Below are 24634 nucleotides of genomic sequence, written 5' to 3'. Positions count from 1 at the left end.
TCAATCCTCGAAAATCGCCACGGCCCGGATAAAACCGGCCGATGCGTGTTTGATCTTGTAAGGGAAACAAGAGACCAAAAAACCATGGGCCGGCAGGCTTTCCAGATTGGCGAGTTTTTCCATCTGGCCATAACCGATATCCCGACCGACCTTGTGCCCCTCCCAGATGATCGAGGCGTCGCCACTTTCAGCGAAGCGTGCGCGCGTGTACTTGAATGGCGCATCCCAGCTCCAGGCATCGGTCCCGACAACCCGCACCCCCTTTTCCAGCAGATACATCGTGGCCTCGCGCCCCATGCCGACACCGGCATCCAGATACCCTGGCAATCCGAACAAGGCGCCTGCCCGCGTGTTGACCAAGACGATATCCAGCGGCTGCAAGTCATGGTCGATGCGTGCCAACTCTTCTTCCACTTCCGCGGCGCTGACCACATGCCCGTCGGGAAGGTGTCGAAAATCCAACTTCACGCCAGGCTGCAGGCACCAGTCCAGAGGCAACTCATCAATACCATAGGCGGGTTTGCCGCCATCGGTGGTCGAGGCGTAGTGCCAAGGCGCATCCATATGGGTGCCACTGTGGGTGGTGATAAACAGACGTTCGGCGGCCCAGGATTCATCCCCCGGCAGATCAGATTTTTTCAGGCCCGGAAACATGGCCGCCATTTCCGGCCAACCTTCCTGGTGGTTACTGTATTCAACTTTCGGCAATAACGGAGGTGGGTCGGTGTACGGGTTGTTCTCCAGGCACACGGACAAATCCACCAGGCGTCGATTAGTCAATTTCATGAGCAACCACTCCAGCAGGATCATCTACCCGATGTGCACGCCGAGTGCGGGAGAAGGGATTTAGCGCGTTTCGAACCAGGGCCGCAGCAGAACCATCATGACGCAGACCCAGGGCCCGAGCCTTGGGAGTGCTCATTGCCGGGAAGCGACCGAAGAGCGCCTCAAGCCCTTCGTCCGATGCAAAAGTGATGAGCCCTCTCCTCTGATCACCGTATACCGCTGCCAGGGCATCGATGATCTGGGCAATGGAAAGGTGCAACAAGGGCAGTTGCCAGACCCGTTGCCCCCCCAGTGCGGCTTCATCCACTTCGGCTGCATGCAATAGGTTATCGACACAGCAGCGCACCGACATCCACCATGCAGTCGCTTGCGGGGAAACGGGACAGCAGTAAGGCTCGCCAGCGGCGAAAGCATGCAGCAGGTCGCTCATGAACGCCGAACGCAGCCCATTGGGCGCCCGAGGCCGGGCCACGATGCCCGGTAAACGCAGCGCACGGCCATCGACCTCGCCACGCCGAGCCAGATCGTTCAAGGCGACCTCAACCATCAATTTGTGCGAGCCGTAGGACAGTTCAGGACAGGCTCTGGCAGACTCATCCATGCGCCCAGCCAGGCTCGGGCCGTAAACCGCTACGCTGCTGGCATAGATCAAAACAGGCCTGGCAGGCTGTTGCCGCAGTTGCTCAAGCAACTCCAGACTGGCCAGTAGATTGACCTCGTAGCCCTGAGCGTAATGCGCCTCGGCAGCGCCACCTGGTATGCTCACCAGATGAAAGACCACATCGATACCATCGGCCAGTATTCGCCGTAGCAAAGCCGCGTCGCTGGCACTCCCCAGGTTGCGACGCAGCCGATTGTCCTCGGGAAAGTCGCTCAGTTCTTTGTCCAGTAAGATCAGCGTACTGATTGGCGTGCCACGTAGAACCCCGGTCGCAAGCAGGCGTTGGACCAGAATGCGGCCGATGAAACCGTTGGCCCCTGTGACTAGGATTCGCATAATGCTTTCCCCGCGCCCAGGCTTGAAACGACGCGCTGATCGATGCCTCCAAACAGCGACTGCCCGTCACTGCCCAGCACCTCCATGCGCACCCGGTCGCCGAAGCGCATGAAACCTGTTCGCGGCGCCCCGTGCTCGATCATCTCAATGGCTCTGCGTTCAGCGATGCAGGCCGATCCCATTTTTTGATCGACATTGGAGACCGTTCCCGACCCCACCACCGTACCGGCACCCAGGCGCCGGGTCAGTGCGGCGTGGGCAATGAGATGGTGAAAGCCGAAGTGCATTGCGCCGCCGTGGGGGTTGCCGAACCACTCACCGTTCCACTCCACTTGCAGCGGCAGGTGCACCCGCCCCTCACGCCAGGCATCACCCAATTCGTCCGGCGTTACCGCGACAGCGGCAAAGCTGGAGGATGGCTTGGCCTGAATGAAGCCGAATCCGGTTTTCATCTCTCGCGGCGCCAGGGCTCGCAGGCTGACATCGTTGAGCTGCAGCACCAGCTTGATATGCGCCATGGCCGCATCAGCCGAGCAGCCCATTGGCACCTCATCGACCACCACCGCGAACTCGCCTTCGAAATCGATGCCGTGTTGCTCGCTGGGCAGCGGGATATCGTCACGCGAGCCGAGAAAGTCATCGCCAGCGCCCTGGTAAATCAGTGCAATACTTTCCACGTCTTCGATGGGCTCAAGGTGAAAGGCTTTTTGCATCAGCTGGCCATGGGAGATGAAGGACGAGCCGTCCAACCACTGATATGTGCGCGGCAATGGTGCGCCAGCCTGAGCCGGATCAAAGGCGAAAGCCCCTGGCGCCCGCCCCTCGTTCAGCTTGCGATACAACACCTGCAACCGCGGCTGGACCTCGTCCCAACGATCGATGGCTTGTTGCAGAGTGGCTGCGATATCGCCGACCTCCAGCGCCTGGTGCAAATCGCGCGATACCAACACCAGTCGTCCGTCGCGACCGGTGCTTTTCAAGGTTGCCAGTTTCATCGCGTCACTCCCTGCATAGCCACCAGTTCGTCGCTGTAGCGCCCGTCGTGCAGAATGAACACCATCCGTGCCGGATGTTCAGTGCGATTACTCCACGCATGATTGGTACCGCGTTGCACGACGATATCGCCGCGCTTGAGATGCACCTCTTCCTTATCTAGCACCAGCCACACTTCGCCCTCGGTGACGATGCCGTAGTCGAGGGTCTCGGTGCGGTGCATTAACTTGTGCCGGGAGTCCGTGGTGCCGGTGCCTGCATGAGACTCGCCGATTTCGGCGAAAGCGGCCGCGGCGTCCGCTTCACTGACTTGGTTTTGCACGCTGTCAGGCGGGATATCCACTACACGGATCAGATTGCCGAGGGTCGAAGGGCTCAGTTGCAAGGGTTTGGTCGTAGGATCGTCACCGTTATCCAGCAACGCCGGGCTGTTGGTGCTGTTCCACACTTCGTAGAACACCGTACCGGGCACGGCCTTGAGCGCAAAGTTGTTGAATGTCGGTCCGCTTGACGCGACCCGGGCCAACCCTTGTTCGTCGTGGCCAGTGACTACGCGTTTGAAATCGGGAAGCGCTTGCATCTGTTCAGACTCCTTAATCAATAACCGTCGCTGATGGTGCTGTTGCCATCAATCGTCAGATTTTTCCGCAAAGAGGCTCTGCCGCCTGGAGCGGCGTCAAAGGCCACTCCAGGTTCAAACCGAATGAATGTCTCAAGTCGCCAGGACTCGGCGCGGTTTAAGCGCCGCGGCGAAGCACGCCAAAGCGATCAATAGCTGTATGGCGGCCAAGACCAAAAGCGCAGTCGGTAACTCGACCCTGGCCCCACCGACAATGGCCATTACCACCAACGGGCTGGCAAACTCACCGGCGAAAAACGCTGAAGTAAAACCACCCGCGGCATAACCACGCTGGCTGAAATCGACCTGGGCCATGATCCAGGTGAGCAGGGTTGGCATCATCAAACCGATGCCCAGACCATTGATCGTCACCGCAGCGGCCAATACCCCATGACTGGAGGCGACAGCCATCAACCAGCCACCGGTACCGGTCAGGATGAAGGCCAGGGTCAACAGGTACTGCGCACGCCAACGAGCCAGTAACGGAAAACCCAGGGACCCCACCAGTATTCCGAGCTGGTTGGCGCCCATGGTCATGCCGATTTGTTGAGGCGATTGGATGTGCAACAAATTCAGCAGATGGCTGGTTTGTACCGGCACCACGTACAGGCTCACACCCGCCATGACGGCCAGCAGATAAGCCGGTGTCAAGGTACGCCATGGCATCTGACTGGAGCGCGACTTCAAACTGTCGACGGTTGCGTGGTTCCCCTTCGGCTCCCACAACCATCGAGCCATCAACGGCAGCAACACAAACCCGATGGCATACAGGGTAAAGGGCGTTCGCCAACCACTCTCACCCAACACACCACCCAGGGTAATGAACAGCGTCGCCGATAACGACGTGGCAACCATCTGCAAGGCAAACAAGCGCGCGCGACGGGCACCGCTGTAATAGTCGCCCATCAAGGTGGTGCAACAAGTCATGATCGCCGCTTCGGCAAGGCCTATCCCCGCCCGACTCACGACAATGGCGGGTAATGACTCAAGCCAGATTGGCAACAACCCACACACGCTATAGAGCAGCATGGCGCCAATCAGCAGCGGCTTGCGACCCATGCGGTCGGCAATGATCCCGGCAAAGGGCGCCAGCAGCGCGATCATGAGCGCCGGCAGGGTCAATGCGATGGGCACCAGCACACTGGCACCTGGTGTATCGGCAAAATGTGCATGCATGCCTGGCAGCACAGGGGCCAGCAGTACCGCGCCCAATACCGGCAGACAACTTCCCAGCAGCAACAACAACGATTGCACAAAGCTTGCCTTGCGTTCAGTGCTCATTGACCATCTCCGGGAATTTTTTATAGATCTCGCGCCGCGGTGCAGCAGTGGAAGGAGTTGTGTCGATGTCAGTTGATTTGCCCGCGATCTGCCCTGCCCCCTCACGGCGACTCACAGGCAACAGGAAGTAGGCCAGTGCCGGCAGCAGGATCAGCGCCCCAGCCATATTCCAGACGAACATGAACGCCAGAAGAATGCCCATGTCGGCCTGAAACTTGATGGGGGACAACACCCAGGTACCGACCCCGATGGCCAGGGTCATGCCGGTCAACATCACGACTTTCCCGGTGAACAACAGGGCGTGGTAGTAGGCCTGGGACAGACTTTCTCCCTGACGCAGACGGGCCAGCACGATGCTCATCACATACAGTGCGTAATCGACGCCAATACCCACGCCCAGCGCGATCACCGGCAAGGTGGCGACCTTGACGCCGATACCCAGCGCCACCATCAACGCTTCGCAAAGGATTGAGGTGAGCACCAGTGGTAATACCGCACAGAGCACCGCGCGCCACGAGTGGAAGGTCACCAGGCACAACAGGATGACCGCGCCATAGACCCACCAAAGCATCTCGTGACTGGCTTGCTTGACGACAATATTGGTCGCCGCTTCGATTCCGGCGTTACCCGCCGCAAGCAGGAACTGCGCCTGATCGCTGTTGTTATCCCGGGCGAAAGCTTGCACGGTATCGACGACCCGACTCAGCGTGTCGGCCTTGTGATCGGAGAGATAGCCGTACAAGGTCAGCAGGCTGCAATCCTCGTTATAAAGCCCTCGTGGTGCCCCGGCGGTGACCATGTTCAGGGTCGCCTGATTGTTCAGCAGTTCATACCACTTGGGGCTGCCCTCACTCAGACCAACCAGCACCCGACGATTGAGCAAGGCCAGCGAGTTGGTCGTGTCGACGCCTTGCAGGCCACGCAGTTGCCAGTCCAGGTTATCTACCCGCCGCAAGGTGTCGTAATGGGAGCAGGCGCCGACCGGAGTCTTGACCATGATCGCGAACACGTCGCTGCTGGCACCGTAGTGACCGGTCATGAACCCATTGTCTTTGTTGTAACGCGAGTCAGCGCGCAGCTCAGGGGCACCAGCATCCAGATCGCCGATCTTGAGGTGCATGCTGGCCAGGTAACCACCGATCGCCAACATTCCCGCAACCACAACCCCCACGGTGGCCCACTTGCGTTGGGTAAACAGATCGAGGAAAAGCCACACAGAGTGTTTTTTGCCACCGGCTTCGGCCACTTGCTCGCTTTTAAGGCTGCGCAAGGCCGCGCTCTTGCTCACGCCGAGGAACGACAGCAGGATCGGCAGCAGGATCAGGTTGGTGAAAATCAACACCGCCACGCCAATACTGGCGATCACCGCCAGGTTCTGAATCACCTGGATCTTGATGATCATCAGCACGCCAAAGCCCACCGCGTCGCAAAGCAGTGCCGTCAGGCCGGCGAGGAACAAGCGGCGGAAGGTATAGCGCGCAGCGACCTGCTTATGAACGCCCCGACCAATGTCCTGCATGATCCCATTCATCTTCTGCGCGCCGTGGCTCATGCCAATGGCGAACACCAGAAACGGCACCAGCACCGAATACGGATCGAGCTGATAGCCGAGCATCGGCAACAGACCCAATTGCCAGATCACCGCGACCAGCGAACAACTGACCACCAGCAATGTGCTGCGCAGACAGCGGGTGAACCAATAGAGCACCGCAGTGGTGATAATCAATGCCGCCGCAAAAAACAGCAGGATCTGCCTGAGCCCATCGATCAGATCACCGACCACCTTGGCGAAACCGGTGATGTGAATGCCGATGCTTTCGCTCTGGTATTGCTGACGAAGACTCTCCAACTGCCGGGAAAATTCTGTGTAGTCCAGAGGTTGACCATCGGCGGTGGTGGTAAGCAGGGGCACATAAAGAATACTTGAACGCTGGTCGAAAGCGACGAGCTGACCGATCTCATTGGAACGTTCAACATTGCGCTTGAGCGCCGTAAGACTGGCGACATCACCGTTGTAGCTATCCGGAATGACCGGCCCGCCTTCCAGCCCATCTTCGGTCACCCCCACCCAGCGGGTGGCCGGTGTCCACAAGGACTTCATATAGGCGCGATCAACACCTGGCAGCAGATACACCTGGTCATTGAGTTTTTGCAGTTGCTCCAGGTAATACGCATCGTAGATCGAGCCGGACTTGTTCTCGACGGCGATTCGCACGGCATTGCCCAGCCCGGACAGTTGTTTGCGGTTTTCCAGATAGTTGACGATGTACGGATGATCATTGGGGATCATGTTTTCAAAACTGGCGTTGAGTCGCAGATGAGTCACCTGCCAACCGAGCAGCGCGGTGATCAGCAGGCAAATCAGCAGGACCCAATACCGATGATTGAATAACGCCCGTTCAAGCAGCGAACCGGAATTGCGATCGAAATCAGCCAGGCTTCTGAGAACAGGTTCAGTCGTGCAAGGAGTTGTCATGTTCATGTACTACTCCAGGGCCGCTTGGGCGGGAATGGTGGACAGAGCATTCACCTCGGGCATCGAGGCTCGCGAGGAGCCGGTAAACCCGACTCCGACCAACGAGCCGTCAGGAGCACTCGCCACGTCAACCCAGTGCAATCCTTCGGGCATGGACAGGTGCTGCAGCACCAGGCTGTCGTCGGCACCACGTAGGACACTGCCCGCCTGATTCACCCACAGCGTCTGCTGACCGACACGGGTTGCCGACCCCAGCGATACCGGGACCGGATTGGTCAACGCCTCGAAGGTGTCGCCGTGATCGCGTGAGCGAAAGGCTTTGCCGCGCAGACCACCCATCAGCAGTGCACCATCGTCCTGAATGGCGAGGCTGAAATAAGTGCCGTCGTAAGGGCCGTCCAGCCGTTCGAAATGCCTGCCGGAGTCCAGCGAGCGCAGCAACAATCCCTGTTCGCCGGCGATATAAAACGCCTGCCCTGAACCCGCCAACGCATACAGGTGCAAGCTCTGGGGATTGGGAATATGCCCCATCCAGGAATGCCAACTTTTGCCACCGTCTTCGGTGCGCATCGCCAGTCCATAGGCACCGACGACGATGCCATGGCGAGCATCACTGAAGCTCAAGGCGAGAAAGGGTTTATCCGCCCCATCGGCGACCAACTGCCTGGCCGCCAGGAGTCGCCGTTGCATCTGGTCGGTGGCGCCAGGCATCTCAACGGCTTTTTGCGCCGCCTCCATTTCCAGCAAGGCCGCGCGCCGGCCATCAAGCTGCAAGGTCCAGCTCTGTCCGGCATCCAGGGTGTGCAGTACCACACCTGAATGCCCCACCGCCCAGCCGTTTTGGAGATCGACGAATTGCACCGCCGTCAGCGTCGTACTGACGGGTACCTGCACCTGGCGCCAGTTGATGCCGTTGTCATCGGACAACAGCACGACGCCGCGCTCCCCCACCGCGACCATCCGCTTGCCAGCCCGGGTGATGTCCAACAGCACGGCATGACCAGCCTGGGGTGTGATGACGCTGGGTTGCGCCAGCACATCGGGTAGCTCAGCCGCGCTTATGTCCGGCACCAGTGCCAAAGCCAGCAACCCACAAAGCAGCCCGCTCGTAAGCAAAGCCTTGCTGTTAAAGCAATGGATCATCAGTCCTCTCCTCGATTGGATACGCCCGCGTGCACGGGCGTAACGCCTGTCATCAGCGAACACCTTCACTGGCCAGCGCATCGCCGGTAAAAGCAGAGTCCTTATAAGTCGGCATAATCCGGTACTGCTCGCTCTTGCCGGCAAAGATGTCGCCAGCAAACCAAGCCCCGGACAGCAGGTCATAGAAACCGTTGTTAACGGTCACGACCCCTGGCAGGTCAGGCAGTACGACGGGCGTCGTCCAAAGCATTTTCACCAGTTGGTTCTGGGCGTCATAACGCTCGGCCAGTACGGCACTCCAGGTGTCTTCATCGAGGTAATAGGTGCTCTTGGGCAGCACATGGCGTTTACCGTCGACAAGAGAGGCTTCCACTACCCAAACACGGTGCAGCTCCCAACGGATTGAATCAGGATTGAGGTGATGCTGACCGAGCAGATCGGTGGGTGCATTGGCGGTAAAGACCTTGTTTGAGTTGTACGGGATGTACAGCTCCTTCTTACCCACCAGCTTCCAGTCGAAACGATCAATTCGTCCGCTGAACACATAAAGTTCATCGAAGCTCATGACCCCGGCGCTGGCCGGTGTCGGTGTATCGCAGCAACCATTGGGTAGGCGGCGAACTCGACGCTGTCCTGGCAGGTAAGTCCACACAACGGTTTTGTCGGCACTGACATTCTCACGCCCGACGATCCCTTCACCGGCGCGCAATGGTGGCCCATCGTTGATCATCCGCGTAGTCCAGAAGACGCCGCTGTCGTTGGCGCCCTTGGGCAGATACCAGGGCATTTGATAGGCGGCCCGCGAATCGTTGGTCAGCACCGGTTTACCGTCAGAGGTGATTAGGTATTGAAAGAAACTGGCGTGCCAGGACGCCGCTCGCCAGCGAGTCAGATGGTTCCAGATGGCTTCGGCGCCGCTCTGCGGAATCGGGAATGGAATACCACCTTCCGCATTCTGGGGCTTAGGTCCACCCTCGCTGTCGACCAGCTTGCTTTGGGTCGCATTCTTGAAGGTCGTGTCGTACACAATCTGCGGCGCGGCAGCGGTGCGGTGGGTCGGGTAGACGTCCAGGTGATAGGTGTCCGGATACTTCTTGAGCATCGCTTTGACGCCTTCGGACAGTTGATCGCTGTACTGCCCCATATTTTGCGCCGTGATGGTATACAGCGGCTTTTCGTTGGCGAACGGATCACTTCGTTTACCGCACCGCCATCCTTGTAGTTTGGGTCGACCTTGGTATAGCCACCGTCCCAGGCAGGAATCGTCCCACTGGCGTTACCGGCGCGCTCAGCGCCCAGAGGCGTCAGCGAGGTCTTTAGCCTGGCCGCCTCCTCAGCCGATACGGCCCCAAGGGCACCTTGGGCGATCAGCAATGAAGAAACCAGGAAGGTAAACAAAGTAGCAACGCGCTTATAAGAATTCATATGTTGCCCCTGACTCAAAAAGTACGGCTGACGGAGAAAGAAACGAAGTCACGGTCCTTCATCGCCTGGCCATAGGTGGTGTGGCTGTTTGCGTCGAGAAAGGTATTCTCCGGCCCGTAGAAATGTGTGTAGGTCAGGCCGACATTCCAGCTGTTGAGGTAGTTACCTTTGATCCCGATGTTGAGATCGCCACCGTGGTTGACCCCAAAGCCGCTGCCCAGCGCTGACGAATTGCCATGGGTGTAGCTGGCCCCTACCGGAATACTGATATCCAGCCCCGGGAACGCTTGGCGATAGGTCGGTTCATAGACCGTACGCATGCTCCAGGCGTCGCGGTCGGCATTGGGCTCCAGGGCCTCTGGGCTACGGGTGATGCTGAGCGTGCGGTTCCAGGCAAACTCACCCATGAAGCTGGCTTCCTGGGCGACGAACGAAGGCTCCAGACTCGCCAGCCAGGACAGGTTGGCATGCAACGTATGGCCGGTGGCGTAGAGAGGATCGTTGTCATTGTCCAAGGCTTCACCCGCCAGCAGCGTGCGCTGATTGGACGATGCCAGGGGCTGATGCCAGCGAGTCGATACCTCGCCGGCGAAATTGTAGTTGCCTTGGGTAAGGGAAAAACTGCCGCCAACGGCTTCAATCCCCTCGGGATAGAGCCAATAGAATTGGCCCGCCTGGCCCGTCTGGGGATTGAGGTTGGCAAAGTCCGGACGCACGTTGAGCTGCGGTGATTTGTCATGGAAACGGATCGCATATAGACCCCAGTCCACAGTCTCGCCGCGAATGCGCAATTGCAAACCGCCCTGCCCTGAGTCTTTCGCGTCTTTGTCCTTGCCGTGATAGAAGGCCAACGGCTCACCTCCGGGAATCACAGGCGCCCCCACAAACAGCCTCTCGCTGCCATCGGCAAAAAAATCATTGGTCGAGAAATAACTACCGGAGGCCGGGAGTCGGTTAGCCTCCCACTCAAACTGATAGTAGGCGCCTACCGATACTTCAGGCGTCAGCTCCAATTGCGTAGATATTTGTTTGACCGGACGGATTAACTCTTTGAATTGGGTATTTGGCACAGACAAACTTTTGACCACGTCGATAGGCGCCATACCGCCGGCAATACCGTTCATCCCAAAGAACAGGCTTTCACCCCATTGCATGGCGTACTGACCCACTCGACCGGAAATCGCGTTACCCCCTACTTCACCTTTGCCGTAGATGAACGCATCCAGTAACTCAACTTTACGGCCATGTAACTTGCGGGTATCGCTGGGAAAGTGATCGCCTGAGAAACTATTAATGCGATCCGAAGCGTTATTGTCAGTTTTCTTGTTATAGACATCGTCATACCAGGCAGCACCACTCACCCGAGCGCCGACGTTCTTATAAGAAATGTCGAACTCAGATAGCAGATCAAGGCGATTGGAAATCAGGCCCTTGTCGAAATTACGATCACCGTCATCCAAATTCAGGGAGGTCTGCCCTTGAGTAAGTTTGTCGGACTGGCTCTCCACCCGCCAACCGGCGCTGTACTTCAGCGTATTGTCCCAACGCATGCGAAGATCGGGATTACCGGAGTCAAGTTCAAACCCATGGGCAGTGGAACCGACCATGCCAAGCATCAGCGCCGCCAAACTCAGGGCAAAGGGGGGACATTCGCCGCGAAAAACGGCGGTATCAATACGTACCATGTAGAAACCTCTCTGTTGTTTTTATTTTTTTAGTTTCATCACGCTGCTACTTAGCAAGGCTGACAGCGTGTTGAATCACCAACGATAAAGCGGTGAAACTAGAGAGCCTGCATACAACCGCTGGATGTATCGGGTTGAAATAGCTTCTCGCCAAAACTCCAATTTGACTAATCGCATACAAGGATGCGATCCATCGCCAAACGCGATACCTGGGTCACTGCATCAACTGCTCGATTGGCAACACCAGCCACCCTGCTTCCTGACTGAACTCAAGCGACTGCAAGGCTTGTCCCAGGCAAGGTCCATGAACACACTCGCCGGTATCCGGCAAAAATTGCGCACCGTGGGCATAACAGATAATTCGCTCCCCATTGGCACTCAGGTACCGGTCCTTTCGGTACTGCAAGGGCACCTGAAGGTGGGGACAACTGTTGAGGTACACCCGGACTCGACCTTGGTGGCGCAACGCGAATACGCTGTCACGTCCCTGCTCCAAGGGGTCAAAACCCAATGCCTGACCCTCAATCAGCCCATCAATGCGGCATAGGAAAACCGCACCCATCACCCAGGTTCACCACGCTTTTCTGGAGGACTACCGGTAGGTGCCCACTTCTCACGGGAGGTAAACAGGAACAACTGGGAGTTGTCCGCCGACAACGGTGCCTGTCGCGAGGACCAGGCATCGTCGTGTCGGTCCATGTCTGCGTCGTACTCGATGTGACAACCCAGCGGGCTGTTGAAATACCAGAACCAGTTCGAACCAAACAGATGACGGCCTGGCCCCCAGAAACTGGTCCAGCCGTTTTGCTCGAATCGCCTGCCCGCCAGCAAGACTTCGGTCCCACTGCCCAAGTGAAAGGTGAAGTGTTCGCAGCCCTGCATGTGCGGCGGGGTTTGAATCATGAACAGGCAATGATGGTCATCCGAACCGGCCGGTCGCATGAACGGGCCGACTCCGACAAAACGATCCGTGGTTCTGAAACCCAAACGTTCGGCATAGAACGCCTCGGCCTTGACCGCGTCAGGTACGAAGTACACAACGTGGGACAAAGTACGTGGTACGGCCGGCATGTCGGGAGAGATGCCCACCTGGTTGACCGGACGCTGCGACTCGCTACCCGGTGAGTTGGTAAGGTCGGCCGCTGCACTGAAGTCGCGCCGCACAGTGACCTGAAAAGCGATGGCGAAGCCCGAGTCATCAACGCTGTGCACAGCCCCTTTGGCATCCCAGGTCACTGTCCGGTCCCGTGACAGCTCTAGACCAATTGCATCGAGGTCAGCCGCACTGGTCACGCCATAGACGGTTTCACGTATCGATGGCGCCGGACCAATGGCCGGGGGCAGCGCCGGGTCATCAGCGTGGCGAATAATGATTGCCGTACCGTCCAACGCTTCAAAACGCCCGCCGTCGTCATCGACTCCGACAGGGGTGAGGCCGTAGTCACACAAAAAGGCGCGACACGCCGGGATGTCATCGACGCCAAAAATCAGCGCGTCAAGGCCAATGATGTTCATGCCGTACCGCTCCATTGAAATTGTTATAGGAGCCCGCTGAGACTTACTCAGATGTCTGGGCTCGCGAGTCCGGTGGATGGTTCAGGCGGTCAAGGACCGACTGAGTGCAAAGGTTGCCGCGGAGCAAGGGCGCTGACTAATCGCATGTCAGGATGCGACGTATTGGCAAATGCGATACCTGATTCGTGCAATCAATATTCCGGGCAGTCCCTCAACTGGCCCAGGTGCAGGCATTCGGCAGCTTGGTTGACCTGCCGGGTAATCGCGACGGACGCTGCCAGGTTTCCTGAGAAACATGACCTTCCCTACCCGGTCTATCGCTCGGCGCAATACCTCTCATCCCCACTAACGATTGGTTAAATGCCCGGGCGCTGCTTAAGGTTCCGGGCATCGACCCTTCTGCCTATAAAAATCAAAGGAAGAGAACCATGTTTCGTTATTTCCCCACCAACTACGTCTGGAACCTGTCGGTCGACCTGGCCATCGAGATGGGCGCCAGAATGGGTGAAATCGAAGAAATGTGTGCCCCGTTGCAAGACGCCGCCAGGCAGCCGGATGCCAGCGGCACCCAGGCGTTTCGTGAAACCTGGGTCAAGATGGCGGACAAGCTCTGCGCCCTGGCCGAAGAGGACGAGGTGGCGGGCAGGATGTTGTCAGCAGGGGAAAAATATAACCGCGCCGCCACTTACTACCTGACCTGCGAGCGCTTGCAGGCCCACGGTGCTCTCGGGCGCGCGGCACTTTACCAACGCTTCCTGCAGATATTTGCTCGCGGCGTCGAGCTGTCTCGGGAAAACTGCCAGCGCGTAGAAATACCTTATGCCGGTAAGGTCATCAGTGGTTTGTATGTACGCGCCGAAGGTATCGAGGGCCCGGCACCGCTGCTGGTCCAGGTCAACGGACTGGACTCCACCAAGGAGATGAAATACCGGGTGGGTCTACCGATGTGGCTGGCCAGGCGCGGCGTGTCCTCGCTGATCATCGACCAGCCTGGCAGCGGTGAAGCCCTGCGTCTGCATGGACTGACCGCACGCTTTGACAGTGAGCACTGGGCCAGCGTAGTGGTGGACTGGCTGGAGACCCGAAGCGACGTGGACCCTGAGCGCATCGGCCTGGAAGGGGTATCCCTGGGCGGCTACTACTGCCCCCGCGCGGTCGCCTTCGAGCCGCGCTTTGCCTGCGGCGTGGTCTGGGGCGCCAATCATGATTGGCGGGATGTGCAAAAGCATCGCCTGGAAAAAGAAGGCAGCTTCCCGGTCCCGCATTACTGGTCACATGTTTGCTGGGTCTGGGGTGCCAAGGACATCGATGATTTCATGCGCCTGGCCGAACAGGTTCATCTGGACGGCATCCTCGAGCGTATCAAAGTCCCGTTCCTCGTGACCCATGGCGAAAAGGACTCGCAGATTCCGCAAAAGTGGGCTCACAGGACTTTCGAGCAATTGGTCAACAGCCCCAAATGCGAGTTGAAAATCTTCACCGAACGCGAAGGTGGCGTGCAGCACTCTAGCTTCGACAATAGCATCAACGCTGGGCATTACATCGCCGACTGGGTTGCGCAAACACTGGGAGGACGTACGGCTTGATTCTGCCCATGGCAGGGGTCTGCTTGTAACTGTCATCGAACCGGGCCAGTGTCGCCCCTGGCATTGAGCATTAGACGCAGGTGCTCAGCGACTCCCAGCCCAAATTGCACTCGTACCTTGCCCTTAATAGATGAACCAATTCAAAGCATAGGCGATCAATGACATCCAAACGACTGCTTAAGCCTAATCGAATTCAAAATGAGGGGGCGGCGGTGGATGCACTGTCTGCTGTCGGGTTCGAAGCGGTCTCGATCGCAGACATCGCTCGCCGCGGCAAGACGACGCCTCCCGCTATTTACCGTCGTTTTCCCAACAAGAAGGAGCTATTGCTCGCCGCGCTTGAGCACGATCTGGCGACGGTTGCGAACACCGATACGGACCAAGGCAGCCTGCGGGCCGATCTGATACGGTGGTCGCAGTCGATTTTCAACGAGCTGTCGCCCCGCCGCACGTGCATCTTGGCGAGTCTGACCTTTCAGGCTCGGATTGATACCGAGCCTATCGAATTGCTTGCCGATATCATCCACCGCATTGGAACATGCCAATGGCTCGCCATTCTACGACGCGCGGTGCAACGTGAGGAATTAGCAGACAAAGCCATACCGGAGGTAATCGCCAGACTGCCTGGCGCGCTCGCCGTCCAGGCCGCGCGGTTCCATGAATCGTCGCAAGACCAACACTTGATTGTCGACCTTATCGACGCGGTCATGCTGCCTGCCTTGCAGGCCGCTGCGCCATCCGGCATCAAGGCCGAGCTGGGGCAGCTCAATGGCATCGCACTCCCCACGCTGAAAAAAGACTGAGTTGAACATGCACACTGTCAGTGAAACCGGCGCTTCCGCTCTCTCCATTCCCAAGGGCGTCGGCGCCTTCGTCGATCCCGTGGTCGATCTCGCCTTGCACAAGGACTTCGACTCCGATTCCTGGTTCGCCATTGGTCATTTCGAGGCCGATGGGAAAGTCCTCAATTTTCTTTATCACATCATGATCTTCCCCCAGCCGGGCGGAGGCTCCGCCATCCAGGCCTGCGTTTCGGTCACCAACGAGACAACCGGCTGGTATCGTGCCGAGGACGTAGTAGTTCCACTCGACCAGGTGGTCATCGCCGACACCGGATTCGACATCCAAATGCCGAACGGGCGCATGTGGGACACCCTGGACGACCTGCGCATCAGCGCCACACTCGCCGAAGGCAAGGGCGCGATGGAAATCCAGGACCACGCAACGAGTCCGGTCATCCTGAACGGCGGCACCGGCGTATAGCCGCTGGTGGGCATGGTGGTCCATCAATATTCCGTTCCCCGCCTCGCATCGCATCGCGCGGTACGATCACGATCGAAGGCAAGACGTACCAGGTCGAAGGGACCACTTGGTTCGATCGCCAATGGCAGAACCAGGACGGCGGCTCCGGCGTCGATGCCGCGTTCAAATGGAACTGGATGGACATCAACCTGGACAATGGCGATGCCGTCAGCCTCTGGTCCGCTGCCGCCAAGCTCGGCGGTAAGGAACGGGCGTGGGCGACCATTCTCCATGCCGACGGGACGCAAACCGTCGCCGCGGCCGAACCCGGCCTGGGTGCCCGCGACGTATGGCATAGCGAGAAGAGCGGCGCCCGTTATCCCACGCGCTGGACGGTTCGGATTCCGGCCATGGATGCGGAACTGGAAGTGGTGCCTTCACCGCGAGAGCAGGAATTTATCGCCAAGGTCCCGGCCCTCAACAAGTACGAAGGCGCTGGAGCGGGAACAGCGCCTCTGGCCGGTTCACGATATCGGGTGACAGAGGAACCGAGCACGGTGATCCGCACGGGTGGCGTGGCGCGCCAGCCGTTGTCCTAAACTTTCAACACATGATCGAAGCAGCCCAGGAGATCATCGGTATTGGCAGGGTTGAAATCTTCGTTCCAATCGTGCGCGTCGTAGACGCGCAGCCATCTGTCACGCGACCAGGTGCCTTGCCATCCGAGGAACGTACCACAAATGTAGATCACATTGATCAAGGACGCGACGAATACACGGGCACCTATGGCGTCCAGGTCGGCGCCACCTTCGCCGAACGCGATTGCGGCAAGGTGCGGTGGACGCAGCGCTACTACGAACCATTGCGTGATCGCAATCATCAACGTACCGGTCAGTCCGACCTTGCCGCTGCATCAGGACTGCTGCCTGTCCCACTTGATCACGTAGTACTCGTCGAGCCCTAGCCCTCCCCACGAATGGATGTCGCCCCTGGACACGAAAACACCCTCGGGTCGGGCTCTATTACCGCATAGCCATGCGCAACCCAGTAGGCAGGAACGGAGTATTCAAACTTGTTGAGGCCGCCCTATCGATGCGCGGGAACATCCAAAGGCGTCGAAGCTTTAGTGATTGGCGAGTGTATGTTGGAGCAGGAAATCAGAAGCTCGTCTGCAGAGTGTCGCGAGATGCGTTCCCACGCGGAGCATGGGACGATCAGCAATCAAATGCAAAACCTGAGCACGGGACATGAACGAAGGAGGCCACTGGGGAAAAGGCGACTCTTTGAGCTAATAATTCTAACATTCTTAACCACTTCGCTTGTCCTAACAACTGCGCACCGATGTGATGCTTAATTGATTATTAAAACGCTTCCCCATGCACTCCGAGCCCTAGCCACGAACACTATCACAACTCAAAGCTGCCAGCGACGCTTATAAAATCTCACCAAGCAGCCTCCTTCTGCACCATAACTAAAAGCTATCAACCCATTATCGCGCATCAATACTTGCGCACCAAAATGCCTTTTTGACCTGTTCGGCTGCCCGCGGACATAAGGAAAGGAGCACACTTAATTACACCCTAAAAAACCTACAGAGGAAGCACCGTAGTGCTCGCTCGAAGTTATGACGCCTACCAAAATCACAGGCTATAGCTCGAAGCTCATTAAAAGCGCTTTAGTTAGACGAACTATAAATCCGCAGCCAAGTCCACATATATAGCTACCCATATACCATCATAAATGTACCGAGACAATAGCCGCCTCTGTCTTCACCATTGTCAATTGAAAATTTTTGCCTCAGTTTCGCAGACTAGGACTCAAGCGCAGCATGTCCAAGCTGATATCCACCCAGCGCTCAGCATCCTGATGCAACTGAAAACTGTCAGGTATCAACAGCCATTGCCCGAGTATCCCGTCGACATAAGCATGCAAGCATATCGCTGCACGCACAATGTTAAGATCTTCGGGAAGTTGCTTACGGTGGACTGCGTTACGCAGGGTTAATCCGATGCGCGAGTTGCATTCTAGGCTGGCAGTCTGCCGCTGACCGCGCAGGTCACACATTTCATCAGTGAGTTCGCACTTATGAAATAGAATTTCATTAATACGCTGAGTCTTCGGATCTAGGACGACTTGCTGGAATAGATGAATCAGTAGCTTACGCAGGCAACCCAACGGGTCAAGCTCATCCTCGCTCTCACTAGCATTAGCCAATTCTTCCAGGGACTCATGCGTGGTGTCGAGCATCGCCTGCATGAGATCGGCCTTATTGCTGAAATGCCAGTAAATGGCACCGCGCGTCACTCCAGCCAGCGCGGCGATATCCGACAATGTTGTGCGCGAGACGCCCCGCTCGTAAAAGGCTCGTTCGGCAGCTTCGAGAATCCGGCTGCGGGTTTCCAGAGCTTCTTCTTTGGTGCGACGAACCATTCAATAAACCTCTATCAAAACGCTTGGGATGATCGGTACGCGGCTTAACAAGCGATAACGGCCATCGAAACTATTGGACGCCTCGAAGGCGCCCAGCAGACAGGAAGACCCAGAGGAGCTTTGTCAACATTCTACGGATTCTGTCAAGAGTTTACAAACAACCACAAACGTAAGTATATTACGTAGCAAGCTACTTATCTAGTTCTCTCCTGCTTTTTCCTTCCACTCTTCATAGGGTGCACTGCGCGCCTGACCCGAGGATCGTCATGCAAATCAAGCCAGCTGTTACCGCTTTGGCCACCGCCGTCGCCCTGGCATCGCTGCTTAGCGGATGCCAAAAAGAAGAAGCGGCTATGCCCCCTCCCCCCCCTCAGGTCGGCGTAGTCACTATTCAACCGCAAGCCTATACCCTGACATCCGAGCTGCCAGGCCGTACCACCGCCTACCGCATCGCGGAAGTTCGCCCTCAGGTTAACGGCATCATTCTCAAGCGCCTGTTCAAGGAAGGCGCCAATGTGAAGGAAGGGCAACAGCTCTACCAGATCGATCCGTCAGTGTATGAAGCCACCCTAAAAAGCGCACTGGCCAGCCTGACCCAGACCAAGTCCATCACTGACCGCTACAAACAGTTAGTCGATGAGCAAGCCGTCAGTCGCCAGGAATACGACACGGCTGTCGCCAACCGCATGACTGCGGAAGCAAACGTTCAAACCGCCCAGATCGATGTGCGTTACACCAAAGTGTTCGCGCCGATCTCCGGGCGTATCGGCCGTTCTTCGGTGACTGAAGGGGCGCTGGTCAGTAACGGCCAGACCGATGCCATGGCCGTCATTCAGCAACTGGACCCGATCTACGTCGACGTCACCCAGTCCTCGGCTGATATGTTGAAACTGCGCCGCGACCTGGAAAGCGGCCAACTGGAAAAGGCCGGCGCCAATGCCGCCAAGGTCAAGCTGACCTTGGAAGATGGCAGCGATTACGGCCAGGACGGCAAGCTGGAGTTCTCCGAAGTGTCAGTCGACCAGACGACCGGCTCCGTGACGCTGCGCGCCGTCTTCCCCAACCCTGACCATACCCTGCTACCAGGCATGTTCGTACATGCTCAACTGCAAGCCGGTGTGAACAGCAAGGCTATTCTGGCCCCGCAGCAAGGTGTGACCCGCGACCTCAAGGGCACCCCTACGGCGCTAATCGTGAATGCCGACAACAAGGTCGAGCAGCGTGAACTGGTAGCCAACCGTACCACCGGCGCCTACTGGCTGGTGGAAAAGGGTTTGAACGCCGGTGACCGTGTGATCACCGAAGGCCTGCAGTACGTCAGGCCGGGCGTCGAGGTCAAGATCAAGGAGGCTAACAACGCCAAGCCCGATAGTACTGCTGCCTCTGCTGCTGCCGGAAAAGGGGAATAACTCATGTCAAAATTTTTCATTGATCGCCCTATTTTCGCCTGGGTAATCGCCCTGGTGATTATGTTGGTCGGAACATTGTCGATTCTGAAGTTACCCATCAACCAGTACCCGGCCATTGCGCCGACCGCCATCGATATCCAGGTGACCTACCCAGGTGCATCCGCACAGACCGTGCAGGACACCGTGGTGCAGGTGATCGAACAACAACTCAACGGCATTGACAATTTGCGCTATATCACCTCGGACAGTAATTCCGACGGCAGCATGACCATCACTGCGACGTTTAATCAGGGTGCCGACCCGGATATTGCCCAAGTCCAAGTGCAAAACAAGCTGAACCTGGCAACCCCACTGCTGCCGCAAGAAGTGCAACAGCAAGGTATCCGTGTGACCAAATCGGTGAAGAATTTCCTGATGATAATTGGTTTGGTGTCAGAAGACGGCAGCATGAACAAGGACGATCTGTCCAATTATATCGTGTCCAACATGCAGGACCCGATCTCCCGGACGGCGGGTGTCGGTGACTTCCAGGTGTTCGGTTCCCAGTACGCGATGCGTATCTGGCTCGACCCCGCCAAGCTGCACAATTTTCAACTGACCCCTGTGGATGTCAGTACGGCCATCGAAGCACAAAACGTGCAGGTGGCCACCGGCCAATTGGGCGGCCTGCCTGCGCTGCCCGGCACTCAGTTGAATGCGACCATCATCGGCAAGACCCGCCTGCAAACCGCTGAGCAATTCGGCAATATCCTGATGAAAGTCAATACCGACGGCTCGCAGGTTCGTCTGCGTGATGTCGCGCGCGTCGAGTTGGGTGGTCAGAACTACAGCACCAGTGCGCAGTTCAATGGCAATCCTGCCTCGGGTATTGCAATCAAATTGGCCTCCGGCGCCAATGCTCTGGATACTGCGAAGGCTATTCGGGAAACGATTGCTTCCCTTGAGCCGTTCTTTCCGCCCGGCATGAAAGCAGTGATCCCATATGACACCACCCCTGTGGTGAGCGAGTCGATCTCCGGCGTGGTTCACACCCTGGTCGAAGCGATTGTGCTGGTGTTCCTGGTGATGTACCTGTTCCTGCAGAACTTCCGCGCCACCATCATCCCCACTATGACCGTACCAGTGGTACTGCTCGGCACCTTCGGCATCCTGGCGGCGTTCGGTTTCACCATCAACACGCTGACGATGTTCGGCATGATTCTAGCCATCGGCCTGCTGGTGGACGATGCCATCGTCGTGGTGGAAAACGTTGAGCGGGTGATGGCCGAGGAGCACTTGTCGCCGAAGGAGGCGACGGTCAAGTCGATGAGCCAGATCCAGGGCGCCCTGGTGGGTATTGCCTTGGTACTGTCGGCGGTACTGCTACCAATGGCGTTCTTCGGTGGTTCCACCGGTGTGATCTACAAACAGTTCTCCATCACCATCGTTTCGGCCATGGCGTTGTCGGTCCTAGTTGCCCTGATCTTCACCCCAGCCCTGTGCGCCACCATGCTCAAGCCTATCGACTTGGAAAAGCACGGCCAACCCAAGCGCGGCTTCTTTGGCTGGTTCAACCGTACCTTCGACCGTAGCGTCCTGAGCTACGAACGCGGTGTGGGCAATATGATCAAGCACAAATCCCCGGCGCTCCTGACCTACCTGCTTATCTTCGTCGGCATGATCTGGCTGTTCATGCGCATTCCTACTGCATTCCTGCCCGATGAAGACCAGGGTGTGATTTTTACTCAAGTGCAGACGCCGGTCGGCTCCTCGGCCGAGCGCACACAGAAAGTTCTCGACGATATGCGTATCTACCTGCTCAATGACAAGGAAGGCGAGCCAGGCGAAGGCAAGGGCGTAAAATCGGTGTTCACTGTAAACGGCTTTAACTTTGCCGGTCGTGGACAAAGTTCAGGTCTGGCATTCGTGATGTTGAAGCCGTGGGATGAGCGTGACGCCTCCACCTCGGTGTTCGAAATAGCCAAGCGTGCCCAGGGCTACTTTATGCAAACATTCCAGGACGCTATGGTCTTCGCCGTTGTGCCACCATCCGTAATGGAACTTGGTAATGCCTCTGGTTTCGATGTGTTTTTACAAGATCAAGGCGGTGTTGGCCACGATAATTTAGTGGCTGCACGCAACCAATTTCTAGGAATGGCAGCCCAAAGCAAAATCCTGGCCAGTGTACGCCCTAACGGCTTAAACGATGAGCCGCAGTACGAACTCACCGTCGACGATGAAAAGGCCAGCGCTCAGGGGATCACGCTGTCAAATATCAACCAAACCCTCGCGATTGCTTTGGGTGGTAGCTACGTCAACGACTTCATTGACCGGGGTCGAGTGAAGAAGGTGTACGTGCAAGGCGAGGCCGCTAGCCGTATGTCGCCTGAAGACTTGTACAAATGGTACGTGCGCAGCGACTCCGGAAAAATGGTACCGTTGTCGTCCATCGCTTCAGGTAAATGGATCTATGGCTCGCCGAAACTCTCGCGCTATAACGGGGTTGCGGCAATGGAAATCCTCGGTACGCCGGCGCCGGGTTACAGCTCCGGTGAAGCGATGGCGGAAGTCGAACGGATTGCTAAGCAACTTCCGGCCGGGATCGGCTACGCCTGGACGGGCCTTTCCTACGAGGAACGTCTATCCGGCTCCCAGGCACCAGCGTTGTATGCCTTGTCACTGTTGATGGTATTCCTCTGCCTGGCGGCGCTGTATGAAAGCTGGTCGATTCCGATCGCAGTGGTGCTGGTAGTGCCACTGGGTGTGGTGGGGGCGTTGATCGCGACTAGCATGCGCGGGTTGCCTAATGACGTGTACTTCCAGGTGGGCCTGTTGGTGACGGTAGGCCTAGCGGCGAAAAATGCCATCCTAATCGTGGAGTTTGCCAAAGAACTTCATGAACAAGGCAAAGGCATTATCGAGGCGGCCATCGAGGCGTCCCGCATGCGTCTGCGGCCGATCATCATGACCTCCATGGCATTCATTCTCGGCGTAATGCCACTTGCGGTCTCCTCGGGCGCCGGTTCCGGCAGCCAGCACGCCATCGGTACAGGCGTAATTGGCGGTATGATCACGGCCACTGTGCTGGCGATCTTCTGGGTGCCGTTGTTCTTTGCAACCGTGTCCGCCATGGGCGAGCGTAAAAAAACCGACCCTACTCAAACTCCTAAAGAGGCTGGCCAATGAGCAAGTCGCTACTCTCTCTGACCATCACTGCCGTCGTGCTCAGCGGTTGCTCGCTGATCCCCGATTATCAGCGGCCCGAAGCACCGGTCCCGGCGCAGTACCCGCAAGGTCCGGCCTACGAGCCGGCCAAGGCGGTCAGCCAGGCCGCCGCCGAACAGGGCTGGAAAGAGTTTTTCCATGACCCGGCCCTGCAACAGCTGATCCAGGTTGCCCTGGAAAACAACCGCGACCTGCGCGTCGCGGCGCTGAACATCGATGCCTATGCCGCGCAATACCGCATCCAGCGCGCGGACCTGTTCCCGGCGGTCTCGGCCACCGGCTCCGGCAGCCGTCAGCGGGTGCCGGCACGGGCGTCGCAAACCGGTGAAGCCGCGATCAGCAGCTCCTACTCGGCAACGCTTGGCATCAGTGCCTATGAGCTGGACCTATTCGGTCGCGTCCGCAGCCTCAGCGAACAAGCGCTACAAAGCTACTTCGCTACCGAAGAAGCCCGCCGCAGCACCCAGATCAGCCTGGTGGCCAACGTCGCCAACGCCTACCTGACCTGGCAGGCCGATAAGGAACTGCTCACGCTGACCCAGGAAACCCTGGGCACCTACGAGCAGAGCCTGAAGCTGACCTCGCGCAGCGCCGAAGTCGGCGTGGCCTCGGCCCTGGATTTGAGCCAGGCGCGCACGGCGGTGGAAAACGCCCGTGTGCAATTGGCCCGCTACACCCGTCAGGTGGCCGAGGATGAAAACAGCCTGACCCTGCTGCTGGGCACCGGCCTGCCATCCAACCTGAGCACCCAACCGCTGAGCGATGACCTGCTCAGCGAAGTGCCGGCCGGATTGCCGTCAGACCTGTTGCAACGTCGCCCGGACATCCTCCAGGCCGAGCGCAACCTGCTGGCCGCCAACGCCAATATCGGCGCCGCGCGGGCCGCGTTCTTCCCGAGTATCAGCCTGACGGCGAATGCTGGCACCCTGAGCCCGGACTTGTCCGGTTTGTTCAAGGGCGGATCGGGTACCTGGACCTTCGCTCCGGAGATCAACATCCCGATTTTCAACGCCGGTAGCCTGCGGGCGAGCCTGGATTACGCCAAAATCGAGAAAGATATCGATGTCGCGAATTACGAGAAAGCGATTCAAACGGCCTTCCAGGAAGTCTCCGACGGCCTGGCCGCGCGCCGGACTTACAACGAACAATTGCGGGCCCAGGCTGCTTACGTCGCCTCCAACCAGGACTACTACCGTCTGGCCGAGCGTCGCTACCGTATCGGAGTAGACAGCAACCTGACCTTCCTTGACGCCCAACGCGAGTTGTTCAGCGCCCAACAATCGCTGATCACTGACCGCCTGGCGCAACTGACCAGCGAGGTCAACCTGTACAAGGCGTTGGGGGGGGGCTGGAACGAGCAGACCGCGAAGAACGAGCCGCGGAAAGAAGAAGTGCCAGCGCTGAATTTGCTCTAAATTAGCACGGAGATAAATGAAACCGCTCCCTTACCGGAGAGCGGTTTTTTCCTTAAGCCAGCTCATCGTTCTGCCGAAAAATTTATAACATATGCACCAACTTATAAAGACCACGGACGAAACGACGGGAGTGGAAAACTGTTTACAAAGCACACATCAGTAGAGCCGCCGAAGGCGGCGTAGACTTTATCTGCCATGTGCTAGGCGTACTCAATAGTTTCCGTGTGGCAGGGGCCAAGCTAGTTTAAGCTTTGACAAACTGCTTTCCTGCCCAGTTATTTATACTGGGTACAATAATTTACATCGCGACTAAGTCTGAGCACCAACACGCATTATATGACGCGGTAACCGCAATATTTGTCAGCCAACTCGTTGCGCCCCCTCAGAAATCCAATCCCACACACTCAGTGAGAATTTGCACTGCGACG

19 protein-coding genes and 2 pseudogenes are annotated in these 24634 nt (G+C 57.6%); 8 read left to right on the top strand and 13 right to left on the bottom strand.

What is annotated here, in order from left to right:
- The 11 genes and pseudogenes from PSH57_RS10760 to PSH57_RS10710 all read right to left on the bottom strand — a co-directional run bounded on the left by PSH57_RS10760 (position 1) and on the right by PSH57_RS10710 (position 12920).
- Positions 1-786: a cyclase family protein gene (locus tag PSH57_RS10760; protein ID WP_305389424.1), complete on the bottom strand. Its 786-nt coding sequence runs from the start codon at positions 784-786 to the stop codon at positions 1-3.
- Complete coding sequence (locus tag PSH57_RS10755; protein WP_305416552.1) at positions 773-1783, bottom strand: NAD-dependent epimerase/dehydratase family protein; 1011 nt, start codon at positions 1781-1783, stop codon at positions 773-775. The genes PSH57_RS10760 and PSH57_RS10755 overlap by 14 nt, the downstream gene beginning before the upstream one ends.
- Entirely contained in the window at positions 1771-2778 is a 1008-nt protein-coding gene (locus PSH57_RS10750) for a fumarylacetoacetate hydrolase family protein (protein ID WP_305389423.1), read from the bottom strand. Before PSH57_RS10750 ends, PSH57_RS10755 begins: the two co-directional genes overlap by 13 nt.
- Positions 2775-3356: a cupin domain-containing protein gene (locus tag PSH57_RS10745; protein WP_305389422.1), complete on the bottom strand. Its 582-nt coding sequence runs from the start codon at positions 3354-3356 to the stop codon at positions 2775-2777. The genes PSH57_RS10750 and PSH57_RS10745 overlap by 4 nt, the downstream gene beginning before the upstream one ends.
- 132 nt (positions 3357-3488) lie before the next feature.
- Positions 3489-4676: an MFS transporter gene (locus PSH57_RS10740; RefSeq protein ID WP_305416550.1), complete on the bottom strand. Its 1188-nt coding sequence runs from the start codon at positions 4674-4676 to the stop codon at positions 3489-3491.
- The gene (locus PSH57_RS10735) at positions 4666-7152 is read right to left on the bottom strand and encodes an efflux RND transporter permease subunit (RefSeq protein ID WP_305390348.1); all 2487 of its coding nucleotides are present in this window, start codon (positions 7150-7152) and stop codon (positions 4666-4668) included. Before PSH57_RS10735 ends, PSH57_RS10740 begins: the two co-directional genes overlap by 11 nt.
- A 9-nt stretch (positions 7153-7161) precedes the next feature.
- Positions 7162-8295: a WD40/YVTN/BNR-like repeat-containing protein gene (locus PSH57_RS10730; protein ID WP_305389421.1), complete on the bottom strand. Its 1134-nt coding sequence runs from the start codon at positions 8293-8295 to the stop codon at positions 7162-7164.
- 52 nt (positions 8296-8347) lie between these two features.
- A pseudogene (locus PSH57_RS10725) lies at positions 8348-9720 on the bottom strand (DUF1329 domain-containing protein).
- Between the two features lie 14 nt (positions 9721-9734).
- Positions 9735-11405, bottom strand: coding sequence for a DUF1302 domain-containing protein (locus PSH57_RS10720; protein ID WP_340368594.1), 1671 nt, complete (start codon positions 11403-11405; stop codon positions 9735-9737).
- A gap of 214 nt (positions 11406-11619) precedes the next feature.
- The gene (locus PSH57_RS10715) at positions 11620-11967 is read right to left on the bottom strand and encodes a Rieske (2Fe-2S) protein (protein ID WP_305389418.1); all 348 of its coding nucleotides are present in this window, start codon (positions 11965-11967) and stop codon (positions 11620-11622) included.
- Positions 11967-12920, bottom strand: coding sequence for a VOC family protein (locus PSH57_RS10710; RefSeq protein ID WP_305389417.1), 954 nt, complete (start codon positions 12918-12920; stop codon positions 11967-11969). Before PSH57_RS10710 ends, PSH57_RS10715 begins: the two co-directional genes overlap by 1 nt.
- A gap of 428 nt (positions 12921-13348) precedes the next feature.
- On the opposite strand from PSH57_RS10710, the gene PSH57_RS10705 reads away from it, so the two are divergent.
- The 5 genes and pseudogenes from PSH57_RS10705 (at position 13349) to PSH57_RS10690 (ending at position 16347) form a co-directional block, all read left to right on the top strand.
- The gene (locus PSH57_RS10705) at positions 13349-14506 is read left to right on the top strand and encodes an alpha/beta hydrolase family protein (RefSeq protein WP_305389416.1); all 1158 of its coding nucleotides are present in this window, start codon (positions 13349-13351) and stop codon (positions 14504-14506) included.
- Between the two features lie 158 nt (positions 14507-14664).
- Positions 14665-15309 carry a TetR/AcrR family transcriptional regulator gene (locus PSH57_RS10700; protein ID WP_305416548.1) on the top strand — a complete coding sequence of 215 codons (645 nt, stop codon included), beginning with the start codon at positions 14665-14667 and terminating at the stop codon, positions 15307-15309.
- A 7-nt stretch (positions 15310-15316) separates the two neighbouring features.
- Positions 15317-15769 (top strand): hypothetical protein, encoded by a 453-nt coding sequence (locus tag PSH57_RS10695; protein WP_305389413.1) that lies wholly within the window; start codon positions 15317-15319, stop codon positions 15767-15769.
- A pseudogene (locus tag PSH57_RS29255) lies at positions 15766-15849 on the top strand (hypothetical protein); the annotation flags it as partial. The gene PSH57_RS10695 and the pseudogene PSH57_RS29255, both read left to right, overlap by 4 nt.
- Positions 15850-15945: 96 nt before the next feature.
- Positions 15946-16347 carry a lipocalin family protein gene (locus PSH57_RS10690; RefSeq protein ID WP_305389411.1) on the top strand — a complete coding sequence of 134 codons (402 nt, stop codon included), beginning with the start codon at positions 15946-15948 and terminating at the stop codon, positions 16345-16347.
- Here PSH57_RS10690 and PSH57_RS10685 read toward each other — a convergent pair.
- Positions 16344-16628 (bottom strand): hypothetical protein, encoded by a 285-nt coding sequence (locus PSH57_RS10685; RefSeq protein WP_305389409.1) that lies wholly within the window; start codon positions 16626-16628, stop codon positions 16344-16346. The two genes, PSH57_RS10690 and PSH57_RS10685, sit on opposite strands and share 4 nt — an antisense overlap.
- Before the next feature lie 917 nt (positions 16629-17545).
- Complete coding sequence (locus tag PSH57_RS10680) at positions 17546-18178, bottom strand: TetR family transcriptional regulator (protein ID WP_305389407.1); 633 nt, start codon at positions 18176-18178, stop codon at positions 17546-17548.
- A gap of 266 nt (positions 18179-18444) precedes the next feature.
- On the opposite strand from PSH57_RS10680, the gene PSH57_RS10675 reads away from it, so the two are divergent.
- From PSH57_RS10675 to adeC, 3 genes are read left to right on the top strand one after another with little or no spacing between them, the layout of a single operon-like run.
- Complete coding sequence (locus PSH57_RS10675) at positions 18445-19587, top strand: efflux RND transporter periplasmic adaptor subunit (protein WP_305389406.1); 1143 nt, start codon at positions 18445-18447, stop codon at positions 19585-19587.
- A 3-nt stretch (positions 19588-19590) separates the two neighbouring features.
- Positions 19591-22752, top strand: coding sequence for an efflux RND transporter permease subunit (locus PSH57_RS10670; protein ID WP_305444877.1), 3162 nt, complete (start codon positions 19591-19593; stop codon positions 22750-22752).
- Positions 22749-24206, top strand: a complete 1458-nt coding sequence (gene adeC / locus PSH57_RS10665) for an AdeC/AdeK/OprM family multidrug efflux complex outer membrane factor (protein ID WP_305389405.1) — start codon at positions 22749-22751, stop codon at positions 24204-24206. Before PSH57_RS10670 ends, adeC begins: the two co-directional genes overlap by 4 nt.
- Positions 24207-24634: the final 428 nt, after the last annotated feature.

Source organism: Pseudomonas hefeiensis, assembly GCF_030687835.1.
In the GTDB taxonomy this organism is placed as follows: Bacteria; Pseudomonadota; Gammaproteobacteria; order Pseudomonadales; family Pseudomonadaceae; genus Aquipseudomonas; species Aquipseudomonas hefeiensis.
This window is presented reverse-complemented; position numbering and strand designations above follow the sequence as displayed.

Bases quoted from the DNA above. Each gene is read 5' to 3' on its own strand.
- PSH57_RS10735 (WP_305390348.1), bottom strand. From the start codon at position 7,152: ATGACAACTCCTTGCACGACTGAACCTGTTCTCAGAAGCCTGGCTGAT.
- PSH57_RS10690 (WP_305389411.1), top strand. From the start codon at position 15,946: ATGGACATCAACCTGGACAATGGCGATGCCGTCAGCCTCTGGTCCGCT.
- PSH57_RS10750 (WP_305389423.1), bottom strand. From the start codon at position 2,778: ATGAAACTGGCAACCTTGAAAAGCACCGGTCGCGACGGACGACTGGTG.
- PSH57_RS10715 (WP_305389418.1), bottom strand. From the start codon at position 11,967: ATGGGTGCGGTTTTCCTATGCCGCATTGATGGGCTGATTGAGGGTCAG.
- PSH57_RS10740 (WP_305416550.1), bottom strand. From the start codon at position 4,676: ATGAGCACTGAACGCAAGGCAAGCTTTGTGCAATCGTTGTTGTTGCTG.
- PSH57_RS10675 (WP_305389406.1), top strand. From the start codon at position 18,445: ATGCAAATCAAGCCAGCTGTTACCGCTTTGGCCACCGCCGTCGCCCTG.
- PSH57_RS10720 (WP_340368594.1), bottom strand. From the start codon at position 11,405: ATGGTACGTATTGATACCGCCGTTTTTCGCGGCGAATGTCCCCCCTTT.
- PSH57_RS10755 (WP_305416552.1), bottom strand. From the start codon at position 1,783: ATGCGAATCCTAGTCACAGGGGCCAACGGTTTCATCGGCCGCATTCTG.
- PSH57_RS10710 (WP_305389417.1), bottom strand. From the start codon at position 12,920: ATGAACATCATTGGCCTTGACGCGCTGATTTTTGGCGTCGATGACATC.
- PSH57_RS10705 (WP_305389416.1), top strand. From the start codon at position 13,349: ATGTTTCGTTATTTCCCCACCAACTACGTCTGGAACCTGTCGGTCGAC.
- adeC (WP_305389405.1), top strand. From the start codon at position 22,749: ATGAGCAAGTCGCTACTCTCTCTGACCATCACTGCCGTCGTGCTCAGC.
- PSH57_RS10685 (WP_305389409.1), bottom strand. From the start codon at position 16,628: ATGATTGCGATCACGCAATGGTTCGTAGTAGCGCTGCGTCCACCGCAC.
- PSH57_RS10670 (WP_305444877.1), top strand. From the start codon at position 19,591: ATGTCAAAATTTTTCATTGATCGCCCTATTTTCGCCTGGGTAATCGCC.
- PSH57_RS10695 (WP_305389413.1), top strand. From the start codon at position 15,317: ATGCACACTGTCAGTGAAACCGGCGCTTCCGCTCTCTCCATTCCCAAG.
- PSH57_RS10760 (WP_305389424.1), bottom strand. From the start codon at position 786: ATGAAATTGACTAATCGACGCCTGGTGGATTTGTCCGTGTGCCTGGAG.
- PSH57_RS10700 (WP_305416548.1), top strand. From the start codon at position 14,665: ATGACATCCAAACGACTGCTTAAGCCTAATCGAATTCAAAATGAGGGG.
- PSH57_RS10730 (WP_305389421.1), bottom strand. From the start codon at position 8,295: ATGATCCATTGCTTTAACAGCAAGGCTTTGCTTACGAGCGGGCTGCTT.
- PSH57_RS10745 (WP_305389422.1), bottom strand. From the start codon at position 3,356: ATGCAAGCGCTTCCCGATTTCAAACGCGTAGTCACTGGCCACGACGAA.
- PSH57_RS10680 (WP_305389407.1), bottom strand. From the start codon at position 18,178: ATGGTTCGTCGCACCAAAGAAGAAGCTCTGGAAACCCGCAGCCGGATT.